Consider the following 21573-nt stretch of genomic DNA (forward strand, 5'->3'; position numbering starts at 1 on the left):
TTCCGGTACTCTCTTCCCATGGCCTCCACTGAAGATCCTGCCCCGGTCAGCGCCGATGTCGAAGCACTCCTGCGCAACCCCGAGGGCAATCTCGAGGCCATCTCCGAGACCGCCGACCTGTTCAAGGCCCTGGCGACCCCCTCGCGGCTGAAGATGCTGCTCGTCCTCGCCCACGGCGAGGCGACGGTCACCCACATCGTCGAGTCGACGGGCCTGTCCCAGCCGCTGGTGTCCCAGCACCTGAAGTTCCTGCGCGGGCTCCACCTCGTCGGGGTCAACCGCATCGGACGCGAGGCCTACTACTCGCTCAAGGACGACCACGTCGCGCACATCATCCTCGACGCCCTGGCCCACACCGTCGAGCTGCACGAGCACTGACGCCTCATCGCCTGCGCTTCAGCGCCTCCGGTCCGCCGCCGAGGGCCCACACGATCCCTGCGACGAGGACCGCCCCGATCCACTGCGCCGGCTGCATCCGCTCCCCGGCGACGAGGGACCCGAGCACGACGGCCGACAGCGGCTGGAGCAGCATCAGTGCGGCGGTGCGGGAGACCGGCACGTGCGGGCTGCAGAAGCTCAGCAGCACCCACGACAGGGCCTGTCCGAAGATCGCCAGCGCCACCATCCACGCCCACCCGTCGACACCGAGGTCGAAGTCGAGCCCGCCGAACGCGACGCCCGCGATCGCGGTCATCACCCCCGCCGACACCGTGCCCACCGCCACGGGCGTGACGACGAACGTCGGGGCCAGTCGGCGGCAGTGGTGGATGCCGAAGATGTAGACACCGTAGAGCACCCCGGACAGGACGCCGAGGATCGCGCCGCGGGTGGGGTTGTCGGCCGTGACGTCGGCTCCGAGGACTCCCCCGGTGAGCAGCATGCCGACGATCATCACCGGGACGCAGACGATGAAGAGCAGCCCCGGCCGTGACCCTCCGAGCGCCCAGACCAGGGCCGGGAAGACGATGACCTGGACGCTGATGAGAACCGTCGAGACGCCGACACCGGCGTCGAGCACGCTCTGGGCCCACAGCACGTAGTCGAGGCCGAGCGCGACTCCGGAGCAGAGGGTGACGATCGTCGCCCTCTGCGGCAGCCTGCCCCGTCGCCTCAGCTCGCCGAGGACCAGGGGCGCGAGGGCGAGGACCGCGATCCAGCAGCGGAGGAACGCCGCGGTGGGAGCGGTGGCATCGGCGAGGATGACGAACAGTCCCGAGGCACCGAGGAAGATCGCCGAGGCGATGACCCCGAACGTCGCCGTCCCCGGCGACAGGGGCCTCCGCCGGGGACCACCGGTGGGGGTAGGAGGCTCAGCGGTCATCTCAGGTGATCGAGGATGCGGTCGATCGCCTCGGCGGTCCGCTCCGCACCGACGGCCAGGGACAGGCGCACCGACTGCGGGCCGTGGACGGAGTCGAAGTCGTCGCCCGGGGCCAGGGCGACCCCGGTCGCCTCGAGCAGGTCGGAGCACCACTGCGCCGAGGTGGCCGTCCCCGATCGTGCCAGGAGGTCGTCGATGCGCGCGTACATGTAGAAGGCGCCGTCGGGCGGGGCCATGCCGGTGAACCCGAGGTCGGCGGTCGCGTCGAGGACATGGTCGCGGGCGCGGGCGAACGAGGCCACCGCCGCCTCGCACTCGGCGTAGGACTCCGGCTCGAAGGCCGCGACCGCGGCGTGCTGGGCCGGCACCGGGGCGCACAGGGCGAGGTTGCCGGCGACGTTGCGGGCCGCGTCGAGGAGGTGCTCGGGGAGGATCGCCCAGCCCAGTCGCCAACCGGTCATCGCCCAGTACTTCGAGAACGACGAGATGACGATCGCGTCGTCGTCGTGGGCGAGCGCGGTCTCCCCGCGCGTGCCGATGTAGCTGATCCCGTGGTAGATCTCGTCGGAGATCACCTGCACGCCGTGCTCACGGCACCAGGCGACGAGCTCGCCGAGGTGCTCCGCGGAGATCATCGTCCCCGTCGGGTTCGCCGGCGAGGCGAGCATGAGGCCGGCCAGCGGGGCCTCGGCGTGGGCCGCGTCGAGGAGGTCGACGGTCGGCTGGAAACCGGTCTCGGCACCGCAGTCGAGTTCGACGACCTCGCAGTCGAGGGCGGCGAGGATGTTCTTGTACGCGCCGTAGCCGGGGCGGGCCAGCGCCACCCGCCCGCCCGCGTCGAAGCAGGTGAGGAACGCGATCTGGAATGCTCCCGACGAGCCGGTGGTGATGGCGACGCGATCCGCGGGAACGTCGAGGCCGTACCAGTCGCGGTAGTGGGAGGCGATCGCCTCCCGCAGCTCGGGGATGCCGAAGATCGCCGAGTAGCCGAGGTCGGTGCCGTCGGTGAGGACCTCCGCGGCTCTCCTGCGCACGGCCGCCGGCGCCCCTTGGGTGGGCTCGCCCAGGCACATGGCGATCGTGTCACGACCCTCGCTGCGCAGCTGCTGCACGCGGGCGACGATGCCCATGGCCGCGAACGGTTCGACGAGCCCGGCGCGGGCGGAGATGCGGCTCACGACGACCACCCCCGTGTCATGGTCTGACCTGGGCCGAGCCCGGGAATGTCGGGGTCGAGCCCTGGACCGCCGGGGTCTCGTCCGGGACCGCGGGTCGAACGGATGTCGTCGGCCGCCTCGGCGGGGCCTGCGAAGGAATGGCGCATGCCGCTCATGCTATCGGCCGCGCCCTCTGCCCGCAGGCAGCGGGACAGGGTCTGCCGGAGGACGGCGTGGACCGTGCCGCGTGCCCGGTCTAAGGTGAGAGTGCCCGGATCGCGAGCATCGAAGGAGATCAGATCGTGAATGCAGACGCCCACGAGCCCGCCCCCGCGGGCCGCCCCGACGCCGGCGACACGGATGGCCACGAGTCCCCGGGGTCGACGGGAGAGGTCCAGCTCGACAACGGGATATTCCGGGTGACGAAGTGGACGATCGACCCCGGCGGCCGCATCCCCATGCACCGGCACGATCACGAGTACGTCGTCGTGCCCCTCGTCACGGCGGCGATGCACGTGAGGAACGCGGACGGGACCGAGACCGTCGCCGAGCTCGCCACGGGCGCCAGCTACACGCGCCCGGCGGGAAGCGAGCACGAGGTGTCCAACCCGGGCGATGACCCGGTCGTCTTCGTCGAGGTCGAGAGGCTCTCATGAGCGAACAGCCGCCGGACGCAGCGGATGCGGCGCCGATCGTCCAGTGCGCCGTGTGCGGGGTCGAACGCGACGCCGGCGACCTGCCCGAGCTCTGCCCGATCTGCGCCGACGAACGCCAGTACCTGGCCCCGGACCGGCGGCAGACGTGGGTGCGGTGGGAGGACTTCGCCGGAGAGATCGACGTCGTCGAGCGCGAACCGGGACTGTGGGGCCTCGACGTCAGCGGCGGAGTCGGCATCGGCCAGCAGGCGAAGGTCATCGTCACCGACGCAGGGACCGTCATGGTCGACGTCCCCGCCGCCATCACCGCCGAGGCGGTCGCCGCGGTCCGTGCCCTCGGGCCGATGCGCGCGATCATCCCCACCCATCCGCACATGTTCGGCGTCCAGTCCCTGTGGTCACAGGCCCTGGGAGGAGTCGACGTCCTCGTCTCCGCCGCGGACTCGGGCTGGCTCGGACACCGTCCCGCTCTGCTCCTCGAATGGTCGGGGACCATCGAGCCCGTGCCCGGGATCCGCGCCTCGCAGCCCGGCGGCCACTTCCCGGGCAGCGCCGTCGTCCACTGGGCGGCAGCCGACGGTGCGGGAGTGCTGCTCGCCGGGGACACGATGCTCGTCAACCCGGACCGCCGGACGGTGTCATTCATGCGCTCCTACCCGAACCGGCTGCCGCTCTCGGGAGCGGTCGCGGAGCGGATCGCCGCCCATGTCGCCCGCTACGACTTCGAGCGGCTCTACTCCAACTTCGTCCCCCACCTCGGCGAGGAGGCGAAGCAGAGGGTGAGCGACTCGGCCCGGCGTCACGCGGCCTGGACGCGCGGCGACTTCGACCACCTCACGGGCGAGGGCTGAGCAGGAGCTCCCGGAGCCGACCGGCCACCCCGTGCGACGGCGGGACCGAGCAGGCGACTCCTGCGATCCTCAGGCCCTGACATCCCACGTGTGGACGGGACGGCCGCTCGCCTGGTTCTCGAGGTACCTCTCGAGCATCCGCTTGAGGGCCTCACGCCGCTGCGGCGACTCGGGAGCGGAACCGGGGGCCAGCTCGTCGAGCATCCGCAGCTGCCAGGTCGCACCATTGGCCCGGCCGTGCGCCCGACCCTCGATGATCGACAGGTACTCCTCGATGAGATCGTTGTCGATGCCGAGCCGGCTCAGACCCCGCCTGGCCTGCGGGATGAGGACGTCGATGACGAGGTCCGCGACGTCGATGTGCCCGATCTTCGGCCATTTCACCCGGGCGAGGATTCCGTCGCGGGCCGCGTGGAAGAAGTTCTCCTCCGCCTCGGCGAACGACATCCGCGACCACACCGGTCGATTCTCCCCGACGAGGAACTCGGCCAGCCCGTAGTAGAAGGCGGCGTCGGCGACCATGTCGACCGGGGTCGGCCCCGCCGGGAGCAGCCGGTTCTCCACCCGGATATGGGCGCCGTTGTCGCCCGAGTTGTAGATCGGCCGGTTCCACCGCCACACGGTCCCGTTGTGGAGCACGAGCTCGAAGAGCTTCGGCGCATCGGCCTCGGTGAACTCGACGAAGTCCTTCGTCTCTGGCAGCAGCGGCGGGAAGTAGCGGACGTTCTCCTCGAAGAGGTCGAACACCGAGGTGATCCACCGCTCGCCGAACCACACCCGCGGCCGCACCCCCTGGTTGACGAGCTCGGGGGTGCGGGTGTCGATCGATTGCGTGAAGACCGGGATCCGGGATTCGTGCCAGAGCCGGTGGCCGAGGAACAGGGGCGAGTTCGCGCTCATCGCCACCTGCGCCGCGGCGATCGCCTGGGAGGCGTTCCACGCCTCGGCGAACCTGTTCGGGGCCACCTGCAGGTGCAGCTGCATCGAGGTGCACGAGGCCTCGGGTGCGATGTCGGAGAACTCCCGCCGGTAGGTCTCCTCCCCCGCGAGCTCGATGCGGACGTACTCGCCGCGGGCGTCGATGACGGAGTTGCTCAGCGCCGCGTACCGGTTCTCCTCGGTCATCCAGCCCTCGGCCTCGAGGAACTCGGTGGTCAGGGTGGGCAGGGTCCCGATCGCGGCGATCCGCAGCCCCTCCGCCTCGGCGGCGGACTGGGCCCGCCGGAGGCGGTCGGCGACTCCCCGCTCAAGGGTCTTGAGCCCCTGACCGGCGACCTGGAGCACCGGATGATTGAGCTCGAGGTTGAACGCGCCGATCTCCGTCTGGTACTCATCGCCGAGGTGGGCGAGGACGTCGGTGTTGTTCCGGCTCGGCCGGCCGTCGGCGTCGATGAGGTTGAGCTCGAGTTCGAGGCCGATCGTGCCCGCGGAGCGGAACTCCGCATGGCGCAGGTACGTGTCGAAGAGCTCGAGGTTCTCCGCCAGCTTCTCACGGTACTGCGTCCGCTCCTCGGGCGTGTACCGCCTCGAGTTCACTGCTTCACCCATGGTCCAAGCAAACCACAGACCGGCTCCCGCGGGCGATAGAATCCCACCATGTCGACCTCATTGACCGCAGACCTCGTCCGCTCCGCGACCGATCGCCTCCCCCAGATCCTCGCCGATCTCGAACGCGTCATCTCCGTCGAGACCCCGTCGCACGACAAGACGGCCGTGGCCCGCGGCGCCGCGGACTTCGCCGCGCTCCTGAAGGAGCGCCTCGGCGCCGAGGCCGAGCTCATCACCGTCGACGGCACGACCCACGTGCGGCTGCGCTTCGGCACCGGGCCCGCCCGTGTCGTCCTCGTCAACCACCAGGACACCGTCTGGCCGCACGGGACACTCGACCGGATCCCGTTCTCCACCGCCGACGGCCTCGTCCGCGGACCCGGCTGCTTCGACATGCTCACCGGGGCGATCATGAGCATCCACGCGACCGCGATCCTCGGCGAGCACCTCGGCGAGGCCGCCCTCGACGGGCTCTCGATCCTCATCACCGGCGATGAGGAGATCGGATCCGTGACATCCTCGGAGCTCATCCGCGCCGAGGCGGCCGAGGCGCGAGCCGTCTACGTCATGGAGGCGAGCGCGGGCGGAGCGCTCAAGCTCGAACGCAAGGGCACATCGATGTACACGCTCGTCTTCCGGGGCAGGGCCTCCCACGCGGGACTGGAGCCGGAGAAGGGGATCAACGCCGGCATGGCGCTGGCGCTCACGCTGCCGGCGGTCGCGGACATCGCCGACGCCGAGGCGGGCACGACCGTGGTCCCGACCGTGATCAGCGCGGGAACGACGACGAACACGGTCCCCGCCGAGGCGCACGTCGATATCGACGTCCGCGCCCGGACCGCGGCCGAGCTCGAGCGCGTCGACGCCGCGATCCGGACTCTCGCGACCCGCCCGCCGCTCGAGGGCTCGTCGGTCGAGGTGCTCGGCGGGATCAACCGTCCGCCCTTCGAGCCGGAGCGCTCGGCCGGCCTCTTCGACCGGGCCGTCGCCCTGGCCGCGGACCTCGGCATCGCCGCGCCCACCGGGGTCGCCGTCGGCGGCGCCTCCGACGGGAACTTCACCGCCGGTGACGGGATCGCGACCCTCGACGGGCTCGGCGCGGTCGGCGACGGCGCGCACGCCGAGCACGAGCACGCCGTCATCGACGAGATCCCGCCGCGCACGGCGCTGCTCGCCGCCCTCATCGCCGACCAGCTCGGAGCCTGAGGAGGGCGGCTCAGTCGACCGGGTAGCCCTCGGCGCGGAGCTCCTCGGGGCTCTTCGTCGTCAGCAGCCAGTCGCGCAGGTCCGGATCGGGCACGATCCGTTCCCGGGCGCTCAGCCGGTCGGGCCCGACGAGGTAGTAGCGGTACCCGTACCGGCCGAGGATGCCCATGAGCTCGGCGGGTCTCGCGCGATCGGCGAGCACTTCGCAGAGCATGTCGGGGCGCAGGATGTCGAGGAACTCCTCACCGTGTCCGAGGACGTCGTTCTCGGCGCCCTCGACGTCGATCTTCACGGTCACCCGGGGGTTGCCTGGCGGCAGGTCGGGGAGGAGCTCATCGAGGGAGGTGAAGCGCACCTCGGCGCCGGAGCCGAAGTCCATGCTCGCCGAGTAGAACGACGGCAGCGCCGAGCCGCCGTCGCCGGTGGGCACCTGCATCGTCGTGCCCGGCCGGCCGACACCCGTGGGGTGGACGGTGACCCGGTCGCCGAGGCCGTTGCGCGCGACGTTCTTCTCCAGCCCGGCCACGACGGCGGGGATGATCTCGAACGTGTGGGCGATCGCGGTGGGGTTGCTCGCGAGGACGGCCATCGTGAACACGCCCGTGTAGGCCCCGATGTCGACGAACACGTCGGCATCGCGGCTGAGCTCGACCATGAGGTCGAGGGCGAAGGCGTCCTCGGGCTCGGTCCGCCGGCCCCTTCCCCAGTAGAACTCCTTGGCGATCTCGCAGCGGAAGGGATCGACGAGGTGGAACTCGGCGCCACCGGCGCGGCCCCGGACCTCGGTGAGTTCGATCGGCGCGGGGAGCCTGCCGATCTTGAGCCCTCTGACGCGCGGCGCGACCGCGCGCAGCAGGGGGTGGAGGAACGGCTGCGCGAGCGCGGCCTTGACGGGCAGCTTGAGCCCGAACCACGACTGCTTGCGAGCTGCCAGAGTGCGCAGATAGTCGTTCACGACAGTCCCCTTCGCCACGTGTGACCCTTTGCCACACCGTACCAATGTCACCTGCGTCACGGGTGAAGGCTGCGGGCCGGTCGCCCGCTCGGCGTCATCGCGCGGCGACGTACTAGTCTGGAACCAACATCGTCGCTCGCCCACCGCAGAAGGACCCCTGACATGAAGCTGACATCACTGACCCTCCACGAAGTGTCGCTGCCCCTCGTCACCCCGTTCGAGACCTCGTTCATGCGGGAGACGGAGAAGGACTGCTACCTCGTCGAGGCGAGGTTCGACACCCCGGACGGTGAGATCACCGGCTGGGGCGAGTCGGTGGCGATGATCTCCCCGCTCTACTCCTCCGAGTACGTCGCCGCGGGCATCGACGTCACCCGCCGGTGGCTGGCGCCGATCCTCTTCGACGTCGAGGACCTCACCGCCGAGACCGTGTCCTGGCATCTGCGCCATGTCATCGGCCACCCGATGGCGAAGTCGGCGCTCGAGATGGCCGTCATCGAGGCCCAGCTCAAGCAGCGCGGGCAGTCGTTCAAGGAGTACCTCGGCGGCGTCGTCGACTCCGTGCCCTCGGGTGTGTCCGTGGGCATCCAGGACTCCGTCGAGGAGACCGTCACGGTCATCGGCGGCTACCTCGAGGAGGGGTACGCCCGCATCAAGCTCAAGATCAAGCCCGGCAAGGACATCGCCGAGGTGGCTGCCGTGCGCAAGGCCTTCGGCGACGACTTCGGGTTCCAGGTCGATGCGAACGCCGCCTACACCCTCGTCGACGCCGCTCACCTCAAGCGCCTCGACGAGTTCGGCCTCCTGCTCATCGAGCAGCCGCTGGGCGAGGCCGACATCCGCCAGCACAGCGAGCTCGCGAAGCTCATGGAGACGCCGATGTGCCTCGACGAGTCCATCGTCTCCGCCGAGGCGGCCGCCGATGCCATCGCCCTCGGCGCGGCCGCCGTCATCAACATCAAGCCCGGGCGCGTGGGCGGCTACATCGAGGCGAAGAAGATCCACGACCTCGCCTCCGCCCACGGCGTCGCGGTCTGGCACGGCGGGATGGTCGAGACGGGGCTGGGCCGGGCGGCGAACGCGGCGCTGGCCTCCCTGCCCGGCTTCACCCTCCCCGGTGACATCTCCGCCTCGAGCCGGTTCTTCCAGGAGGACATCACCGAGGAGATCGTCATGCACGACGGCGTCGTCGACGTGCCGACCGGCGTCGGCTTCGGCGTCTCCGTCGACCCGGCCAAGCTCGAGAGGTTCCGCACCGCCACACACGAGATTCTGCCCGCGAGCTGAACCCGGTCGACCGCCTCGGCGAGGATCCGGGTCCTCCCCTACTGGCCGAGGCCGCTGAGTGAGTCCGTTGCGAAACCTGAGGCAACCGCTGAGGACGCTGCCGTGCCGACGGAACCGTGGTGGCCAGAGGCAGTGCTCCCCATATTCGAGATTGCATTCACGCACGAGGTGACGCCTGCGATGATCAGCCAGAGAACGATGACGATGGCCAGCACTTTCAGCCCGAGCACGATCTGTCGCCCGAGCCGCGCCCGCTGCTCGCCGAAGGGGGGCACGTTCAGACGCTCCGGCATGCCGAATTCAGGCAGGTTCATGGTGTTTCCTCACAGTTCCTCTCGAGCACGTGCCACGCTGGCGAGCGCATCATCGGCTTGCTGACTCAATCGTGTGGCATTGGAGATCAGCGGCAGGACGAGTTCCGCTTCTATCCTCGTCGCCTGGGCATCGTTCCAATTGAGCATGATGGTCCTCATCGATGACTTGAGCTTGAGCGCTGCATCTTCAATCGACATCCGAACCCCTTTCGAAACGCAGCGGGAGCACCTCGGCGCCCGCAGCAACGAGCGCATTCAGGAAGCTCTCACCTGACACCAATCGGCCCGTCACGGGGTCGACCGTGATCGATTGGTCGGTGACGCATTCGTGCATGGCGCCGAACGAATCCGGTGCGCTCAGCCCTTCGCGCAGATCGCGGGCATCGAAGTTGCTCCGACTGGGATCTCGTCGGAACATCGCGGCTCCCCCGCCGACCCATCGCCGTGCCCAGATTTCGTGCTCGTGGCCGGAAGCGAAGATCGTCTCACCGTCGTCGATGCCCAACAGTCGCCGAAGCTGGGGTCCGAGTACCGCGAGCTGTACCTCGCGGGAGTCGGGCCGCAAGGAGAACGCGGCCCAGTCGATCGGCCTGTCCTCTCGCGCGGAGTTGATCGGGTCGGTGCCCGCGTTGACCGAGTCCGCACCCGAGTCTCCTCCGTGCCCGGTTCCACCACCGGTGGCGGATCTTCGGCTCGCATTGCGGATCGAGCTTCCAGGTGAAGGGCTGCGGGACGAGGAACTCAGATAGGTCGACAGGATCCCCTTGAGGATCGACAACTTCGCCAGTGCTGCCATCGCGATCGTGGTCTCCACGGCTCGAGCCGCGCTCACCGAGGACCGGTACTCATCGAGAGCCAGATGGATCTTTCGCCGCGCATTCTCGCTTCTCTCCAGCAGCCGTCGCTTCTCATGCTCGCGGCCCTCGGACTCTCGCAGCTTGACTTGCGCGCTGCCCAGGCCTTGGTGTGCACGGGCCACTCGCGCGCGTGCCCGAGAAACCGCGGGTCCGCGATATCGAGGATCCGCGCCCAGAGCCGAGTCGAGTTCCGACTCGGCTGCGAACAGTTCAGCCTCCGCAGAACGCATCAGGCTCTCCGCGCGGACACGATCCGACACGGCGGATTCGAGGTCGCGACGTCGGTTCGACACGGCGTTGTCAGCATCAGCGGCGCTCGACTGCAGAGAATGCTCGACATCACGCGTCGAGGTCTCGAGATTCGACCTGAACTGGAGCAGGCTGGACGACAGCGCGCTCAATGCCCCGTAGCTCGAATGGACCTTCTCGGAGCTCATCGTCCAAGGAAGTCTCTGAGCTGTCGGGCCTTGATGTCGACTTCACGCGAATGGTCGAAAAGACTCTCGGCCAGCTTCTTGAGACCGCGGGTCGCATCATGGACATCCTGGTCGATCCGGTCCTTGACTCGATCGTTCCAGTCGATCGTCCGGAGGGTGTACTCCAGTTCCTTGGCGAGTTTGACGACATTCTCACCGTTGCCGCGCAGTCTGCGGGAGAATGCTTCGAGCTCGGGGGCATTGGCGTGAACGCGATCGCTCATTGTCTTGCTCCTGTCGGGAGGATCGTGGAGATCCAGTTCGTGTCGTTCAGGACGTAGGGAAGGTATTTCACAGTGGCTCCGGTGTCGATGTCGTAGTAGAGCATCTGACCCTGGTGAGGTCGGACGCGCACGCTCGGCGAGGTGAGACTTCCGATGTCCTCGGCCGACATCGAGCCGACGAGCCGGGTGGAGAATTCGTGCTGGAGTTTGCGACTGAAGCGTTTCTCGAGACCCTGGCAGGTATCCACCGTGGCGATGATGTGGATTCCGACCTCCGGGCCCTCTGCGGCTATTCTCTCGATCTGTTCGTGCAGGGACACCGTTGAATCGTCGTCGAAGCTCAGCGAACTCGAGTAGCTGTTGGGGTCGAGGTCGCGTGCTTTCTGGATTCCGAGAAGAGTGAGGACGATCGGCGCGGACGAGAAGTCCTGCTCTTCCTGACGACGATCGAGTTCCGCTCCCAACCTCTGCAGTGCGGAGTCCGCGGACTTGCTTCCGCTGAAAGTGGCGATTCCCTCGTCCGCGAGGCCCCTGATGATCTCGTGCATCGCCGGTGGGACATGGGAGAAGCCGATGACCTCGTGGGTGGTGTATGGATTCGAGGCTCGTGCGGACAGCCAGAGCGCGGCCACGGTGCCCACAAGCTGTTCCGTGGTATTGCGGTCGACGTGGATGATGTTGCTTCCGGCCTCCCGCCGCAACTCGATTCGCAGGTCCGAACTCAACGCGAATGCAGTGCCCGGACGCAGAGACAAGGTCGAGGCCTGTGTGCTCGGGTCCGAGGGCGGGGTGGGAGCGAACTTTGCCCTGTCCTCGGCTTCCAGATGGGCCTGTGTGCCACTCTCGAAGATGCGCGGGGTCCGCAAGAAGCCTTCGTCCACGGCTTTGGTCCGGAGCAGCTTCATTCGGTCCCGTCGAACCTGGTCCTTCTCGTATGCTCCGTTGAACTGAATATTGGCCGATTCACGACCGGAGGCATTGTTGAGAATCCCCTCCCCACGCGACTTGATGAGCTTATGGGCGGGATTGTGATCGTCCATCACTGTCATGGCGTCCTCTGTGGAGCTGGGCAGGAGAACACGGACGTTGAGAAGTTGCAGGGACTGCTTGTTCATCGCGATCATTCCACTCAGAGTCTGAGAGCTGAGCACGATGTGGATCCCGTGACTTCGCCCCTGCTTGATGATGAGGTCCATCGCCCTGGCCGATTCCTGACCGATCCGGTCATCCTCGTTGAACAGCACCTGGAACTCGTCGAAGAACACCACGATTCTCGTCAACTCGTGGCCGCGACTTCGGTAGCTGCCGATGTTCTGGACCTTCGCCGCCTTGAAAGCCTCCGCCCTGCGTTTGAGCTCATGGGTCAGAGAGACAAGAACGTTCATTCCCAGCTCGCGCTCGCTCTCCACCGCAATGCAGGCGGCGTGTGGGAGCGAGTACTCCGCATAGTCTGCGAACTCCACACCCTCTTTGAAGTCCAGCAGATAGAGTTCGAGTTCGTCCGGACCGTACATGGTCGTGAGACCGGCCAGGATGGTGTGTATCAGCGTCGACTTCCCGGATCCCGGACGACCGACGATCAGCGCACCGGTGAGATTTCCCGAATCGAGCCGGAGGAATGCGATATCTGTGGCGCCCTGCCGCCCGATGGGGGCCACGACGCTGTCACTTGCGTGGTTCTTCCACCACGTCGCGGGATCACCGAGGTCCGGCACCACCAGGTCCTGGCTCAGGTCGGATTTCGTGCCGGCCGCGGCGATCTCGGCGAACTTCGCAAAGGTCTTCTCGAGCGCGGTGTCGATGTCGAGCGTGCGCGAACTCCTTCCGACCGCGTCGACGATCGCATCGATGACCGCACCACCTCGGGCCTCGCCCAGTTCCCGGATGGGATCATCGCTCAGCTTGAGCAACCGTGCGGAATCACCCTGCGGAGTGCTCCCGCTTGGCGCAAAGTTCCCGCTCGTGACCGTCATCGAGGCAAGCGGGAGCCGGTTGATGTCGATTCGGCGGAAATCGTCCTCGTTCGAGTCGGTGTTCGCTGTCATGAAGGTGAAGATTCCGCATTTGGGCCCGTGTTCGATGATGCGCTGGAGCTGATGGAGCATCTCATCGTCGAACTGGCTGGGGAAGTCCTGCACGATCAGGAGCCGATACGCTTCGGCCACCTCGCCGGCTTCCTCGTTGTACTCGGCGAGCGAGGAGTAGGTGCCGCGCAGGAACTTCTGCACCACCAGCTCGATGTGCGCGGTGAGGGTGCTCAGCAGGTCTTTGATCGAGGCATTGTTGCTGCGCACCTGGCCGGAGATGAGTTCCGGATTGTAGTCGCCGAGGCGGATGAATCGGGAGACGGCATTGCCCATCCCCAGCGGATCGATGACGCCCACCCTCAGGTTCTTCGCGGGGAAGGAGCACAAAGTCCTGGCAAGGAAGTTGCGGACGACGGCGTCAAGTTCCTCACGATTCGCCGATCTGCCCGAGTAGGGGTGGAGGACATTGCCGAGCTTGCGGATGTCCTTGAGGAACGGAGCCTCGAGCCGAACGTTGTCGAACTCCGCGAGTTCGGGGCCGGTGTAGTGCAGTGCGCCGATGAACTGCGGAACGACTGCCGACGGCAGTTCCCAGCGCTGGAAGTCCGCATCCCTCCACTGTTCGACAGCGCCAGGCCCCGCCGACCTGATCACGCTGTCGAAGGATCCCTGGATGTCACTGATCTCATTGCGAAGTTCTGCTCCGATGGCCGCCAGCTGAGCTCTGTACTTCGAGGAGTTCTCATTGGAGACTTCGTCGAAGTGGCTGCTCTCCTTGACGAGACGCTGGGCGATATCGTGCGCCATGGCGATGCAATGAAGTCGCATGCCCTCGAACACTGTGAGTCCCCGGCTCAGATGCCTGCTCACACCGGCGGTGAGCAGGCGAGCTCTATCGAGATCTCGACGGTGCAGGACGATGTCGTTCTTCACCTGGTCGAGTCGGCTGAAGTCGTAGTCGATCCCTCCGTTCGCATTCTGCTCATACGGCACCGGTACCGCCTCGATGCCACCTTCTTGATGCAGTCTGGCGAGGACCTTCCACGACCTATCAGACCCTGACAGTCTGTCCTGCAGCCAGAACTTGAGATCTTCCGCGAGCGATACATGCGCCCTGAGGAGCGCCTGCGTCTGGGCGACCGACCCCGAGATCGCTCTTTCGTCGTCGTCCCACTGGCCACGCGTCCGCCTCAGCTCATGCACTCGCCGACTCGCCTCCGCGGACCCTCTCAGGAAGCGATTCTGCAGTCCCTCTGCAGCGTTCATGACTTCATGCGGGGCAAGTCTCGTGGTGTGCATCGATGGAGTCTCCCGATAGTTTCACTTCGCGGCCGATGTTCATGAGTTTACAATCGCCATTACTCCTTCTGCGATTTCCATTTCACATGTTGTCACGCTGGAATACCGACGCACGCGGAAACGGTGGAGGATTCACAGCCCGGACGACCGCCTCGGCGAGGATCCGCGTCCTCGTCTACTGGCCGAGGCCGACGATCCCGACCATGATCGGGATGAGGGCGACGATGAGCACGGCGCCGCAGATGTCGAAGACGATGCCGGTGCGGATCATCTTCGTGATCGGCACCGCTCCCGTGCCGTAGACGATCGCGTTCTGCGGGGTCGAGACCGGGAGCATGAAGCCGAACGACGCGGCGAAGGTCGCGGCCAGGGCCGGCACGAACGGATCGATGCCGGCAGCGGTGCACAGCGGGATGACGATCGGGACGATGACGGCCGCCGAGGCGGTGTTCGAGGTCGTCTCCGAGATGAGGATCGCCAGGACGACCGACACGATCGTGATCGGGATGACGCTCGTCACCCCGGTCATCTCGGCGAACCCGGTGCCGATCGTCTCGGCGAGCCCGGTGTCGGCGAGCAGGGAGCCGAAGATGATGCCGCAGCCGAACAGGATGATCGTCCCCCAGTCGATCTTCGCCGCCTGGGTCCAGGTCAGGGTCGGTTCGCGCCGCTTCCAGTCGACCGGCAGGATGAACAGCAGAGAAGCGCCGAGGACGGCGACGACGCCCTCGTCGAGACGCTCGTCGAGGAAGGTGTAGACGGTGGAGTCCGTGCCGCCGAAGAGGGCGGCGAACGCCGGCAGCAGCCACAGCAGGACGGTGACGCCGAACGCGACGAGCGTGTTCTTCTCGGCCCGGGACATCGGCCCGAGCTCGGCGAGCTCCTTGCGGACGAACTCCTCGACTCCCTCGATCTTGCGGATCTCGGGCTTGTTGAGCATGAGCATGACGATGGCGAGGACGACGAACATCGCGGCGCAGATGGGAGCGGCCATGACCATCCACTGCCCGAAGGAGATCTTCTCCCCCGTCGCCTCCTCGATGAGGCCGCGTCCGATGAGGTTCGGCGGTGAGCCGACGGGCGTGAGGAGACCGCCGACGCTCGCTCCGTAGGCGAGCATGAGGAGCAGCGCCGCGCCGACCCTCAGGCGCAGCGGGTCGAAGTCCTCCTTGACGATCCCGCGCTCCTGCATGAGCTCGGCGATGACAGCGAGGATGCCGAGCGCCGTGGGCATGAGCATCGCCACCGTGGCCGTGTTGGAGACGAACGCCGAGAGCGCGCACGTGATGAGGCCGAACGCGATGATCACCCGGTAGATCGACGAACCGACGCCGGGCAGGTTGAGGACGCTGAGGGCCACGCGCTGGGCGATCCCGTGATGGAGCATCGCCTGGGCGAGGACGAAGGCGCCGATGAACGTGAAGATCGTCGAGGATCCGAACGGCCCGATCGCGTCCTCGGCGGGAACGATCCCGAGCACGACGACGGCGCCGACGCCGATGAGCCCGCCGATCGGGATCGGGACGGGCTCGGTGATCCACAGGACGATGACGCCGAGGAGGACCGCGGCGAGCATGTGCTGCTGATCGCTGAGCCCCATGGGGATGAGCGCGAAGACGATGCTCACGAGCGGGGCCAGGACGAAGCCCGAGGTCATGCGCGCCCGTTCGAACTTCTCCTCGCGTGGGGAGAGCTTCTGCTCGCTCAGGCTGCGGAAGGTCTTGCCTCCGAGCAGCGCGGCGTGGACATCCGTCCTGGAGTTCGACGGGGCACCGTTGGCCCGTCCGTGGGGAGCACTCATGATGGTCCTTTCCTCGGTTGTCCAACAGCCTGGCCCAGCCTCGGCGAATAGTCCAGACCCAATTTCCTCTGCGACCAATAGGATCTGCCTATGGACATTCGACAGCTGCGCCACTTCCTCGCCGTCGTGGACGCCGGAAGCTTCACGCGCGCCGCGGAGACCCTTCGCGTCGCCCAGCCCTCCCTGTCGCAGACGATCAAGGGCCTCGAGCGCGAGCTGGGAGTGGCTCTCTTCCACCGGATCGGGCGGACGATCGCCCTCAGCGACGCCGGACGAGAGCTGGAGGGCCCCGCGCGCCTGGTGCTGCGTGACCTCGAGGCCGCCGAGGAGCACATCCGCGGTCTGCGGGGACTGACCTCCGGGCGGGTGCGGATCGCGGCGATGCCGTCACCGAGCATCGAACCGCTGACGACCCTGATCTCCCGCTTCTCCGCCGAGCACCCGCAGGTCGCCGTCGATGTGGCCGCGACCTTCACCGTCGACGAGACCATCGACTCCGTCCGCCACGGGCGGGTCGAGCTCGGCTTCCTCGGGGGTCGTGAGCTTCCCCGGGTACCCGATTTCCGGGTCGTCCACCTCATGGACCAGCCCCTCATGCTCGCCGCCGGCCCGAACGCCTCCCTGCCCGCCGCCGAGGTCGTCGAGCGCGGTGACCTCGCCGGCGCTCGGCTCGTCGTCTCCCACCGGGGTTCGCTCATGCGCGCATTCGTCGACGAGCTCATCGCCGAGGGCATCGACATCTCCATCGTCGCCGAGGTGGCCCATCGCACCTCGATCCTGCCGCTGGTGAGCGCCGGAGTCGGCCACGCCGTCCTGCCGTCCTCGTGGGCGGCCTTCGCGGAGACGGGGACCGTGCGCCTCCTGCCGATCAGGGATGCCCCAGCGCTCCACGTCTGCGCGGTCGCCCGGCCCGACGGGCTCACTCCGGCGGCGGCGCGATTCCTGGAGATCGCCTCCCACCTGGATCTATAGGCATACCCGATAGTTCTCATCGTCAGCAGGTCTTGGACTTATCCGACGTGGGATGGCTCAATGGGTGCAGACCGACCGAACCGATGAGCGGAAGCTGAGCCATGAGCGAGAACCAGACCTTTTCCATTGCGTCCATTCCCGGAGACGGCATCGGCGGTGAGGTCGTCGCGGCCGGTCTGCGCGTCCTCGACACCGTCGCCAAGCTCTCCGAGGGCGCGATCGCCTTCGACGTCACCGAGTTCCCGTGGAGCTCGGAGTACTACCTCGAGCACGGTCGCTACATCCCCGAGGGCGGGCTCGAGGAGCTCAAGGCACACGACGCCATCTACTTCGGTGCGGTCGGTTCGAGCGAGGTCCCCGACCACACGAGCCTGTGGGGACTGCGCCTGGCGATCACCCAGCCCTTCGACCAATGGGCGAACATCCGCCCGGTGACGTTCCTGCCCGGGGTCCGCTCGCCCCTGCGCAAGGCCGATGACACCGAGCTCGACTGGATCGTCGTGCGCGAGAACAGCGAAGGCGAATACGCCGGCATGGGCGGACGCAACCTCAGCGGCCGGGGACCCGGCAACGAGGTCGCCCTGCAGACGAGCGTCCACACCGAGGTCGGCTGCGAGCGCATCATCCGCTTCGCCTTCGACATCGCGCGCTCCCGGAGCGTGAAGAAGGTCTCGAGCGTGACGAAGTCGAATGCCCAGCAGTACGGGATGGTGCTGTGGGACGAGGTCTTCGCCCGGGTCGCGCAGGACTACCCGGACGTCGAGACCGAAAGCGTGCTCGTCGACGCGATGAGCGCGAAGTTCGTCCTCCACCCCGAGGACCTGTCAGTGGTCGTGGCCTCGAACCTCCACGCCGACATCCTCTCCGACGTCGGTTCCGCCCTGGCCGGCAGCCTCGGGCTCGCTGCCAGCGCCAACCTCAATCCCGAACGGCGCTTTCCCTCGATGTTCGAGCCCGTCCACGGCTCGGCCCCGGACATCGCCGGGAAGGGGATCTCGAACCCGATCGGGGCGATCTCGTCGGCCGCGCTCATGCTCGACCACTTCGGCCTCGACGAGCAGGCGGACGAGGTCAGGCAGGCGATCGAGAACGTCACGGCCGCAGGCATCCTGCCGCGCGACCTCGGCGGGGACTCCAACACCGTCGAGATGACCGAGGCGATCGTCTCCCAACTCGAGGACATCCACGCCCGCGCGAACTGACCGCGCGGGCTCCCCGCACAGCCCGCAGCGCGCGCAGACCGGCCGTGCGAACTCGTCGATTCAGCGGTGGGAGCGGGTCTCCCGCGCCGCGTCCTTCGCCCGGTCGAACTGGAAGGTCGAGTGCTCGATCGCGATCTCGAAGTGCTCGGCGAGGCAGGCCTGCAGGGACCCGAGGATCCGCGGGGCGTGGCCGTCGTAGAAGCATTCGTCGGCGAGCACGACATGGGCGGTGAGCACCGGGAGATTCGAGTCGATCCTCGTCACGTGGAGGTCGTGGACCTCCTGCACATGCTCGACGCCCTCGATGTGCGCCTTGACGCTCTCGAGGTCCAGGCTGCGGGGCGCGGTCTCGAGCAGGATCGAGCCGGTCTCCCGGAGGATGGCGAAGGCGCGGGGGACGATGAGGGCGGCGATGACGAGGGCGGCGACGGCGTCGGCCCGGCTCCAGTCGACGAGCCAGATCGCCAGGGCCGCGAGCACGACGGCCAAGGACCCGAGAGCGTCGGCGATGACCTCGAGGAACGCGGCCCGGAGGTTGAGGGAGTCCTCCTTCGACGAGGCGAGGAGACCGATCGACACGACGTTTCCGATGAGCCCGACGGCACCGAAGAGGAGGAGTTCGGGACCGGGCACCTCGGGAGGCGAGAAGAAACGCCGAATGCCCTCGATGAGGCTGTAGACGCCGAGCCCGAGCAGCAGGGTCGCCTGGGCGCCTGCGGCGAGCACCTCCGCTCGCCGGAACCCCCAGGTCCGCTGGCCGCGCGGGGGCCGGCGGACCAGGGTGGCGGCGAAGAGCGCGACGCCGATGCCGATGAGGTCGACCGCATTGTGCCCGGTGTCGACGAGCAGCGCCAGGCTGCCCGTCCAGATCGAACCGATGACCTGGACGACGAAGATCACCGCGACGATGGTGAAGACCACCGCCAGTCTCCCTCGTGAACCCGAGGCGTGAGAATGATCGTGTGCCATGAGTATCCCTCCCCCATCACATTAACATATGCGCATGTGTTTATATCAGTGAGGGGAATGTGAGGGAAAAGGGGCCGTCCGCTATCCGGCGCTCGGGCTCCGGCCGTCCTTCCCGCCATCGGGATCGTCGCGGTCCTCGCGGCGGCGGAGCGCCTCGGCGATGTAGGCCTGGACGTCGATGCCGGTGGCCCGCTTGACCTCGTCCCCGATATGCCGGAGGTCGAGGTCCCCGTCGGGGCCGAGGAAGTCCTGCGGGTCGAAGCCCGGACGGCGGCCCGACTGCCCGGAATCCGGGGAGGTCGACTCCGCGATGTCGCCCTCGACGACCTCCTCGGAACCGTCATCGGCCGACCGGTCACTGTCATCGGCGGGCCGGTTCCCGGCACCGGGCGATCGACCATCGGAGTCCCGGTCCCCGCCGGCAGACGTGCCATCGACGGGAGCGCCGCCGGTCGATCGACCGGCCGCGGATCGCCCGCTGCCCTGATTCGCCGCCCTGCCGACGAGGTCGGTGAGGTCGATGCCGGTCGTGCCGCGCACGACCTCGAGGACCTGGGCGAGGTTGTTCGACACCGAGTTGGCGAGCTTCGACTCGCCGTCGGTCGAGACGATGGAGAGGTCCTTGATGTTGGCGTAGGGCGCCACGAGTTCGCCTGCGATGCCCGGAAGGACCTCGAGGACCTTCGACAGCACCGCGGCGTCATTGAACTTCTTGTAGGCCTCGGCCTGAGCCTCGAGTGCCTGGGCCTCGGCCTCGCCTCGCGCCCGGATCGCGTCGGCCTGGGCCTGGCCCTCGAGCCGGATCGCCTCCGCCTCCTTGGAGCGGCGATGCAGCTCCGCGGCCGCCTCGGCGCGTCCCTGCGCCTCGATCTCATAGGCCCGGGCATCGGCTTCGGCCTGCTGCCGGTACTTCTCGGCATCCGCAGGCCGCCTGACCTCGGCGTCGAGCTGCTCGGTGCGCAGCTCCGCGGCCTCCTTCGCGACCACCCGGTCGCGTTCGAGCAGCTTCTGCTTCTCCGCCGCCGCGGCCAGGGGCCCGGCGTTGTCGGCCGTCGCCTGACGCTGATCGGCCTCTTCCTTGAGTGCGGCCCGGCGCAGGGCGAGCTGCTGCTGCTGTTCGGCGATGGCCTGGTCGGTCAGCGCCTGCTGCCTCTGCGTCTCCTCGTTCTGCAGCGCCTCCTCGACGGCGGCGGCGCGGGAGGCGTTCGCCTCGGCGATCGCGGCGTTCTTCGCGACCTCGGCGGCCTGAGGCCGGCCCCAGTCGCGCAGGTAGCTGCCCTCGTCCTCGACCGCGGAGATCTGGAAGGTGTCGATGACCAGACCCTGGTTGTTCATCGAGTGCGCGGATTCCTCCTGTACCTGGGCGGCGAAGGACGCGCGGTCCTGGATGATCTGCTCGACCGTCAGGGTGCCGACGACCGCGCGCAGGGTGCCCGAGAGGATCTCCTTGGAGTAGTGGTCGATCTGGTCCTGCTGGTCGAGGAAGCGCTGGGCGGCCTTGCGGACGTCGTCCTCGGTGCCGCCGACCTTGACCTGGGCGACGCCGCGCAGGCGCAGGGCGATGCCGTTCTTCGAGATGCCGTCGATCTCGACCGAGATCTGCCGTGACGACAGGGAGAGGATGAAGGCCTTCTGCACGATCGGGTAGACGACGGCACGGCCGCCGATGACGATGCGTCCGCTGCCGCTGGCACCGGAGGAGTTGCGGCCGGTGATGATGAGCGCTTCGGAGGGGGAGGCGATCTTGTAGGAGCGCAGGATCACGACGAGCGCGATCAGGGCGAGTATGACGATGACGCCGATTCCTCCGGCGCCGAGAATGAGGTCCATGGGCGGGCCTTCCATCGCTCGAGGGGATGCGGGCCGAGGGGTGGTCAGCCCGTTGCCCTCATCCTAGGCGAGACCGCGGACACAGGGGCGGATCGCCGAGGCGGATCTCAGCTCCCGGGAGGGCCGACGACGAGGAGCGCGGTGAAGACGACGATGACGACGAGGAGGCCGACGCCCGCCGCGAGCCACGGCGAGCGGATCGCCCACGCGCAGAGCCGCTCGAGAGGGCCGCGCGGCTCACGACCGTCCGCGCCGAGCCCCCACTGCCCGTCGAGGGCCCCGGCCCTCGCGGAGACGATCTCGAACGGGATCGTCGCGAACGGGACGACCGCGGCGACGAGTCCCATGAGGATCCGCCCAACGTGCCAGCGCTGTGACACCCCGACGAGGATGACGGCGAGGACGAAGCAGAGGAAGACGAATCCGTGGACGCTTCCGCCGATCCTCACCCCGATCTCCGTCGTCTCGGTCCCGTACTTGAGGATCATGCCGGTGATGAGCATGGCCCAGGTGATCGCCTCGGCGACGGCGAAGAAGTTGAAGAATCGTTTCGGAGTCACGGGAGACCATTGTGCCGGGTCGAGATGACCACTCCCTGAACCGCCCACCGACTGAGCGTGC

Annotated in this window: 21 protein-coding genes; 8 read left to right on the plus strand and 13 right to left on the minus strand. The window is 67.8% G+C overall.

Translation table 11 applies throughout. From position 1 onward, the window contains the following. Nucleotides 1–18 precede the first annotated feature (18 nt). A complete protein-coding gene (locus tag DFO65_RS03080; protein ID WP_113902968.1) occupies nt 19–378 on the plus strand; it encodes an ArsR/SmtB family transcription factor in 360 nt (119 codons plus the stop codon). A 4-nt stretch (nt 379–382) separates the two neighbouring features. Here the strand turns inward: DFO65_RS03080 and DFO65_RS03085 are convergent, their stop codons facing one another. Then, nucleotides 383–1321 carry a DMT family transporter gene (locus tag DFO65_RS03085; RefSeq protein WP_113902969.1) on the minus strand — a complete coding sequence of 313 codons (939 nt, stop codon included), beginning with the start codon at nt 1319–1321 and terminating at the stop codon, nt 383–385. Further along, entirely contained in the window at nt 1318–2451 is a 1134-nt protein-coding gene (locus DFO65_RS03090) for a pyridoxal phosphate-dependent aminotransferase (RefSeq protein WP_113903189.1), read from the minus strand. Before DFO65_RS03090 ends, DFO65_RS03085 begins: the two co-directional genes overlap by 4 nt. Nucleotides 2452–2888: 437 nt before the next feature. On the opposite strand from DFO65_RS03090, the gene DFO65_RS17135 reads away from it, so the two are divergent. Further along, a complete protein-coding gene (locus DFO65_RS17135; RefSeq protein ID WP_245940469.1) occupies nt 2889–3134 on the plus strand; it encodes a cupin domain-containing protein in 246 nt (81 codons plus the stop codon). Next, nucleotides 3131–3985 carry an MBL fold metallo-hydrolase gene (locus tag DFO65_RS03100; RefSeq protein ID WP_181778596.1) on the plus strand — a complete coding sequence of 285 codons (855 nt, stop codon included), beginning with the start codon at nt 3131–3133 and terminating at the stop codon, nt 3983–3985. Before DFO65_RS17135 ends, DFO65_RS03100 begins: the two co-directional genes overlap by 4 nt. Nucleotides 3986–4054: 69 nt before the next feature. Here DFO65_RS03100 and DFO65_RS03105 read toward each other — a convergent pair whose 3' ends face one another. After that, a complete protein-coding gene (locus DFO65_RS03105) occupies nt 4055–5533 on the minus strand; it encodes a glutamate-cysteine ligase family protein (RefSeq protein WP_113902971.1) in 1479 nt (492 codons plus the stop codon). Nucleotides 5534–5581: 48 nt separating this feature from the next. On the opposite strand from DFO65_RS03105, the gene DFO65_RS03110 reads away from it, so the two are divergent. Continuing rightward, nucleotides 5582–6739, plus strand: a complete 1158-nt coding sequence (locus DFO65_RS03110; RefSeq protein ID WP_113902972.1) for a M20 family metallopeptidase — start codon at nt 5582–5584, stop codon at nt 6737–6739. A 10-nt stretch (nt 6740–6749) separates the two neighbouring features. On the opposite strand, the gene DFO65_RS03115 is transcribed toward DFO65_RS03110, so the two are convergent. After that, a complete protein-coding gene (locus DFO65_RS03115; protein WP_113903191.1) occupies nt 6750–7694 on the minus strand; it encodes an FkbM family methyltransferase in 945 nt (314 codons plus the stop codon). A gap of 162 nt (nt 7695–7856) precedes the next feature. On the opposite strand from DFO65_RS03115, the gene menC reads away from it, so the two are divergent. Beyond that, complete coding sequence (gene menC / locus DFO65_RS03120; protein WP_113902973.1) at nt 7857–8981, plus strand: o-succinylbenzoate synthase; 1125 nt, start codon at nt 7857–7859, stop codon at nt 8979–8981. Between the two features lie 38 nt (nt 8982–9019). Here the strand turns inward: menC and DFO65_RS03125 are convergent, their stop codons facing one another. Genes DFO65_RS03125 through DFO65_RS17020 form a run of 5 tightly spaced genes read right to left on the minus strand, consistent with a single transcriptional unit; the run spans nt 9020 to nt 12825 of the window. After that, nucleotides 9020–9295, minus strand: a complete 276-nt coding sequence (locus tag DFO65_RS03125; RefSeq protein ID WP_113902974.1) for a hypothetical protein — start codon at nt 9293–9295, stop codon at nt 9020–9022. 9 nt (nt 9296–9304) lie between these two features. Then, nucleotides 9305–9493 carry a hypothetical protein gene (locus DFO65_RS16890; protein WP_147233225.1) on the minus strand — a complete coding sequence of 63 codons (189 nt, stop codon included), beginning with the start codon at nt 9491–9493 and terminating at the stop codon, nt 9305–9307. Further along, nucleotides 9483–10553 carry a hypothetical protein gene (locus DFO65_RS03130; protein ID WP_147233227.1) on the minus strand — a complete coding sequence of 357 codons (1071 nt, stop codon included), beginning with the start codon at nt 10551–10553 and terminating at the stop codon, nt 9483–9485. Before DFO65_RS03130 ends, DFO65_RS16890 begins: the two co-directional genes overlap by 11 nt. Before the next feature lie 32 nt (nt 10554–10585). Beyond that, entirely contained in the window at nt 10586–10852 is a 267-nt protein-coding gene (locus DFO65_RS03135) for a hypothetical protein (protein ID WP_113902976.1), read from the minus strand. Then, nucleotides 10849–12825: an FtsK/SpoIIIE domain-containing protein gene (locus DFO65_RS17020; protein ID WP_181778597.1), complete on the minus strand. Its 1977-nt coding sequence runs from the start codon at nt 12823–12825 to the stop codon at nt 10849–10851. The genes DFO65_RS03135 and DFO65_RS17020 overlap by 4 nt, the downstream gene beginning before the upstream one ends. A gap of 99 nt (nt 12826–12924) precedes the next feature. On the opposite strand from DFO65_RS17020, the gene DFO65_RS17025 reads away from it, so the two are divergent. Then, nucleotides 12925–13941, plus strand: coding sequence for a hypothetical protein (locus DFO65_RS17025; protein ID WP_181778598.1), 1017 nt, complete (start codon nt 12925–12927; stop codon nt 13939–13941). 412 nt (nt 13942–14353) lie between these two features. Here DFO65_RS17025 and DFO65_RS03145 read toward each other — a convergent pair whose 3' ends face one another. Then, entirely contained in the window at nt 14354–15979 is a 1626-nt protein-coding gene (locus DFO65_RS03145) for an SLC13 family permease (RefSeq protein WP_113902978.1), read from the minus strand. A 90-nt stretch (nt 15980–16069) separates the two neighbouring features. Between DFO65_RS03145 and DFO65_RS03150 the strand changes: the two genes are divergently transcribed. Together DFO65_RS03150 and DFO65_RS03155 are read left to right on the plus strand one after the other, a co-directional pair. Next, nucleotides 16070–16951: a LysR family transcriptional regulator gene (locus DFO65_RS03150; RefSeq protein WP_113902979.1), complete on the plus strand. Its 882-nt coding sequence runs from the start codon at nt 16070–16072 to the stop codon at nt 16949–16951. A gap of 101 nt (nt 16952–17052) precedes the next feature. Beyond that, complete coding sequence (locus tag DFO65_RS03155; protein ID WP_113902980.1) at nt 17053–18153, plus strand: tartrate dehydrogenase; 1101 nt, start codon at nt 17053–17055, stop codon at nt 18151–18153. Between the two features lie 60 nt (nt 18154–18213). Here DFO65_RS03155 and DFO65_RS03160 read toward each other — a convergent pair whose 3' ends face one another. The 3 genes from DFO65_RS03160 to DFO65_RS03170 all read right to left on the minus strand — a co-directional run bounded on the left by DFO65_RS03160 (nt 18214) and on the right by DFO65_RS03170 (nt 21512). Beyond that, the gene (locus tag DFO65_RS03160; RefSeq protein ID WP_113902981.1) at nt 18214–19122 is read right to left on the minus strand and encodes a cation diffusion facilitator family transporter; all 909 of its coding nucleotides are present in this window, start codon (nt 19120–19122) and stop codon (nt 18214–18216) included. Between the two features lie 81 nt (nt 19123–19203). After that, a complete protein-coding gene (locus DFO65_RS03165; protein WP_113902982.1) occupies nt 19204–20952 on the minus strand; it encodes a flotillin family protein in 1749 nt (582 codons plus the stop codon). 107 nt (nt 20953–21059) lie between these two features. Next, on the minus strand, nt 21060–21512 hold the full coding sequence (locus DFO65_RS03170; protein ID WP_113902983.1) for a DUF3817 domain-containing protein: 453 nt from the start codon (nt 21510–21512) through the stop codon (nt 21060–21062). Between the last annotated feature and the right edge of the window lie 61 nt (nt 21513–21573).

The organism is Brevibacterium sanguinis (genome assembly GCF_003315415.1).
Classification (GTDB): domain Bacteria; phylum Actinomycetota; class Actinomycetes; order Actinomycetales; family Brevibacteriaceae; genus Brevibacterium; species Brevibacterium celere_A.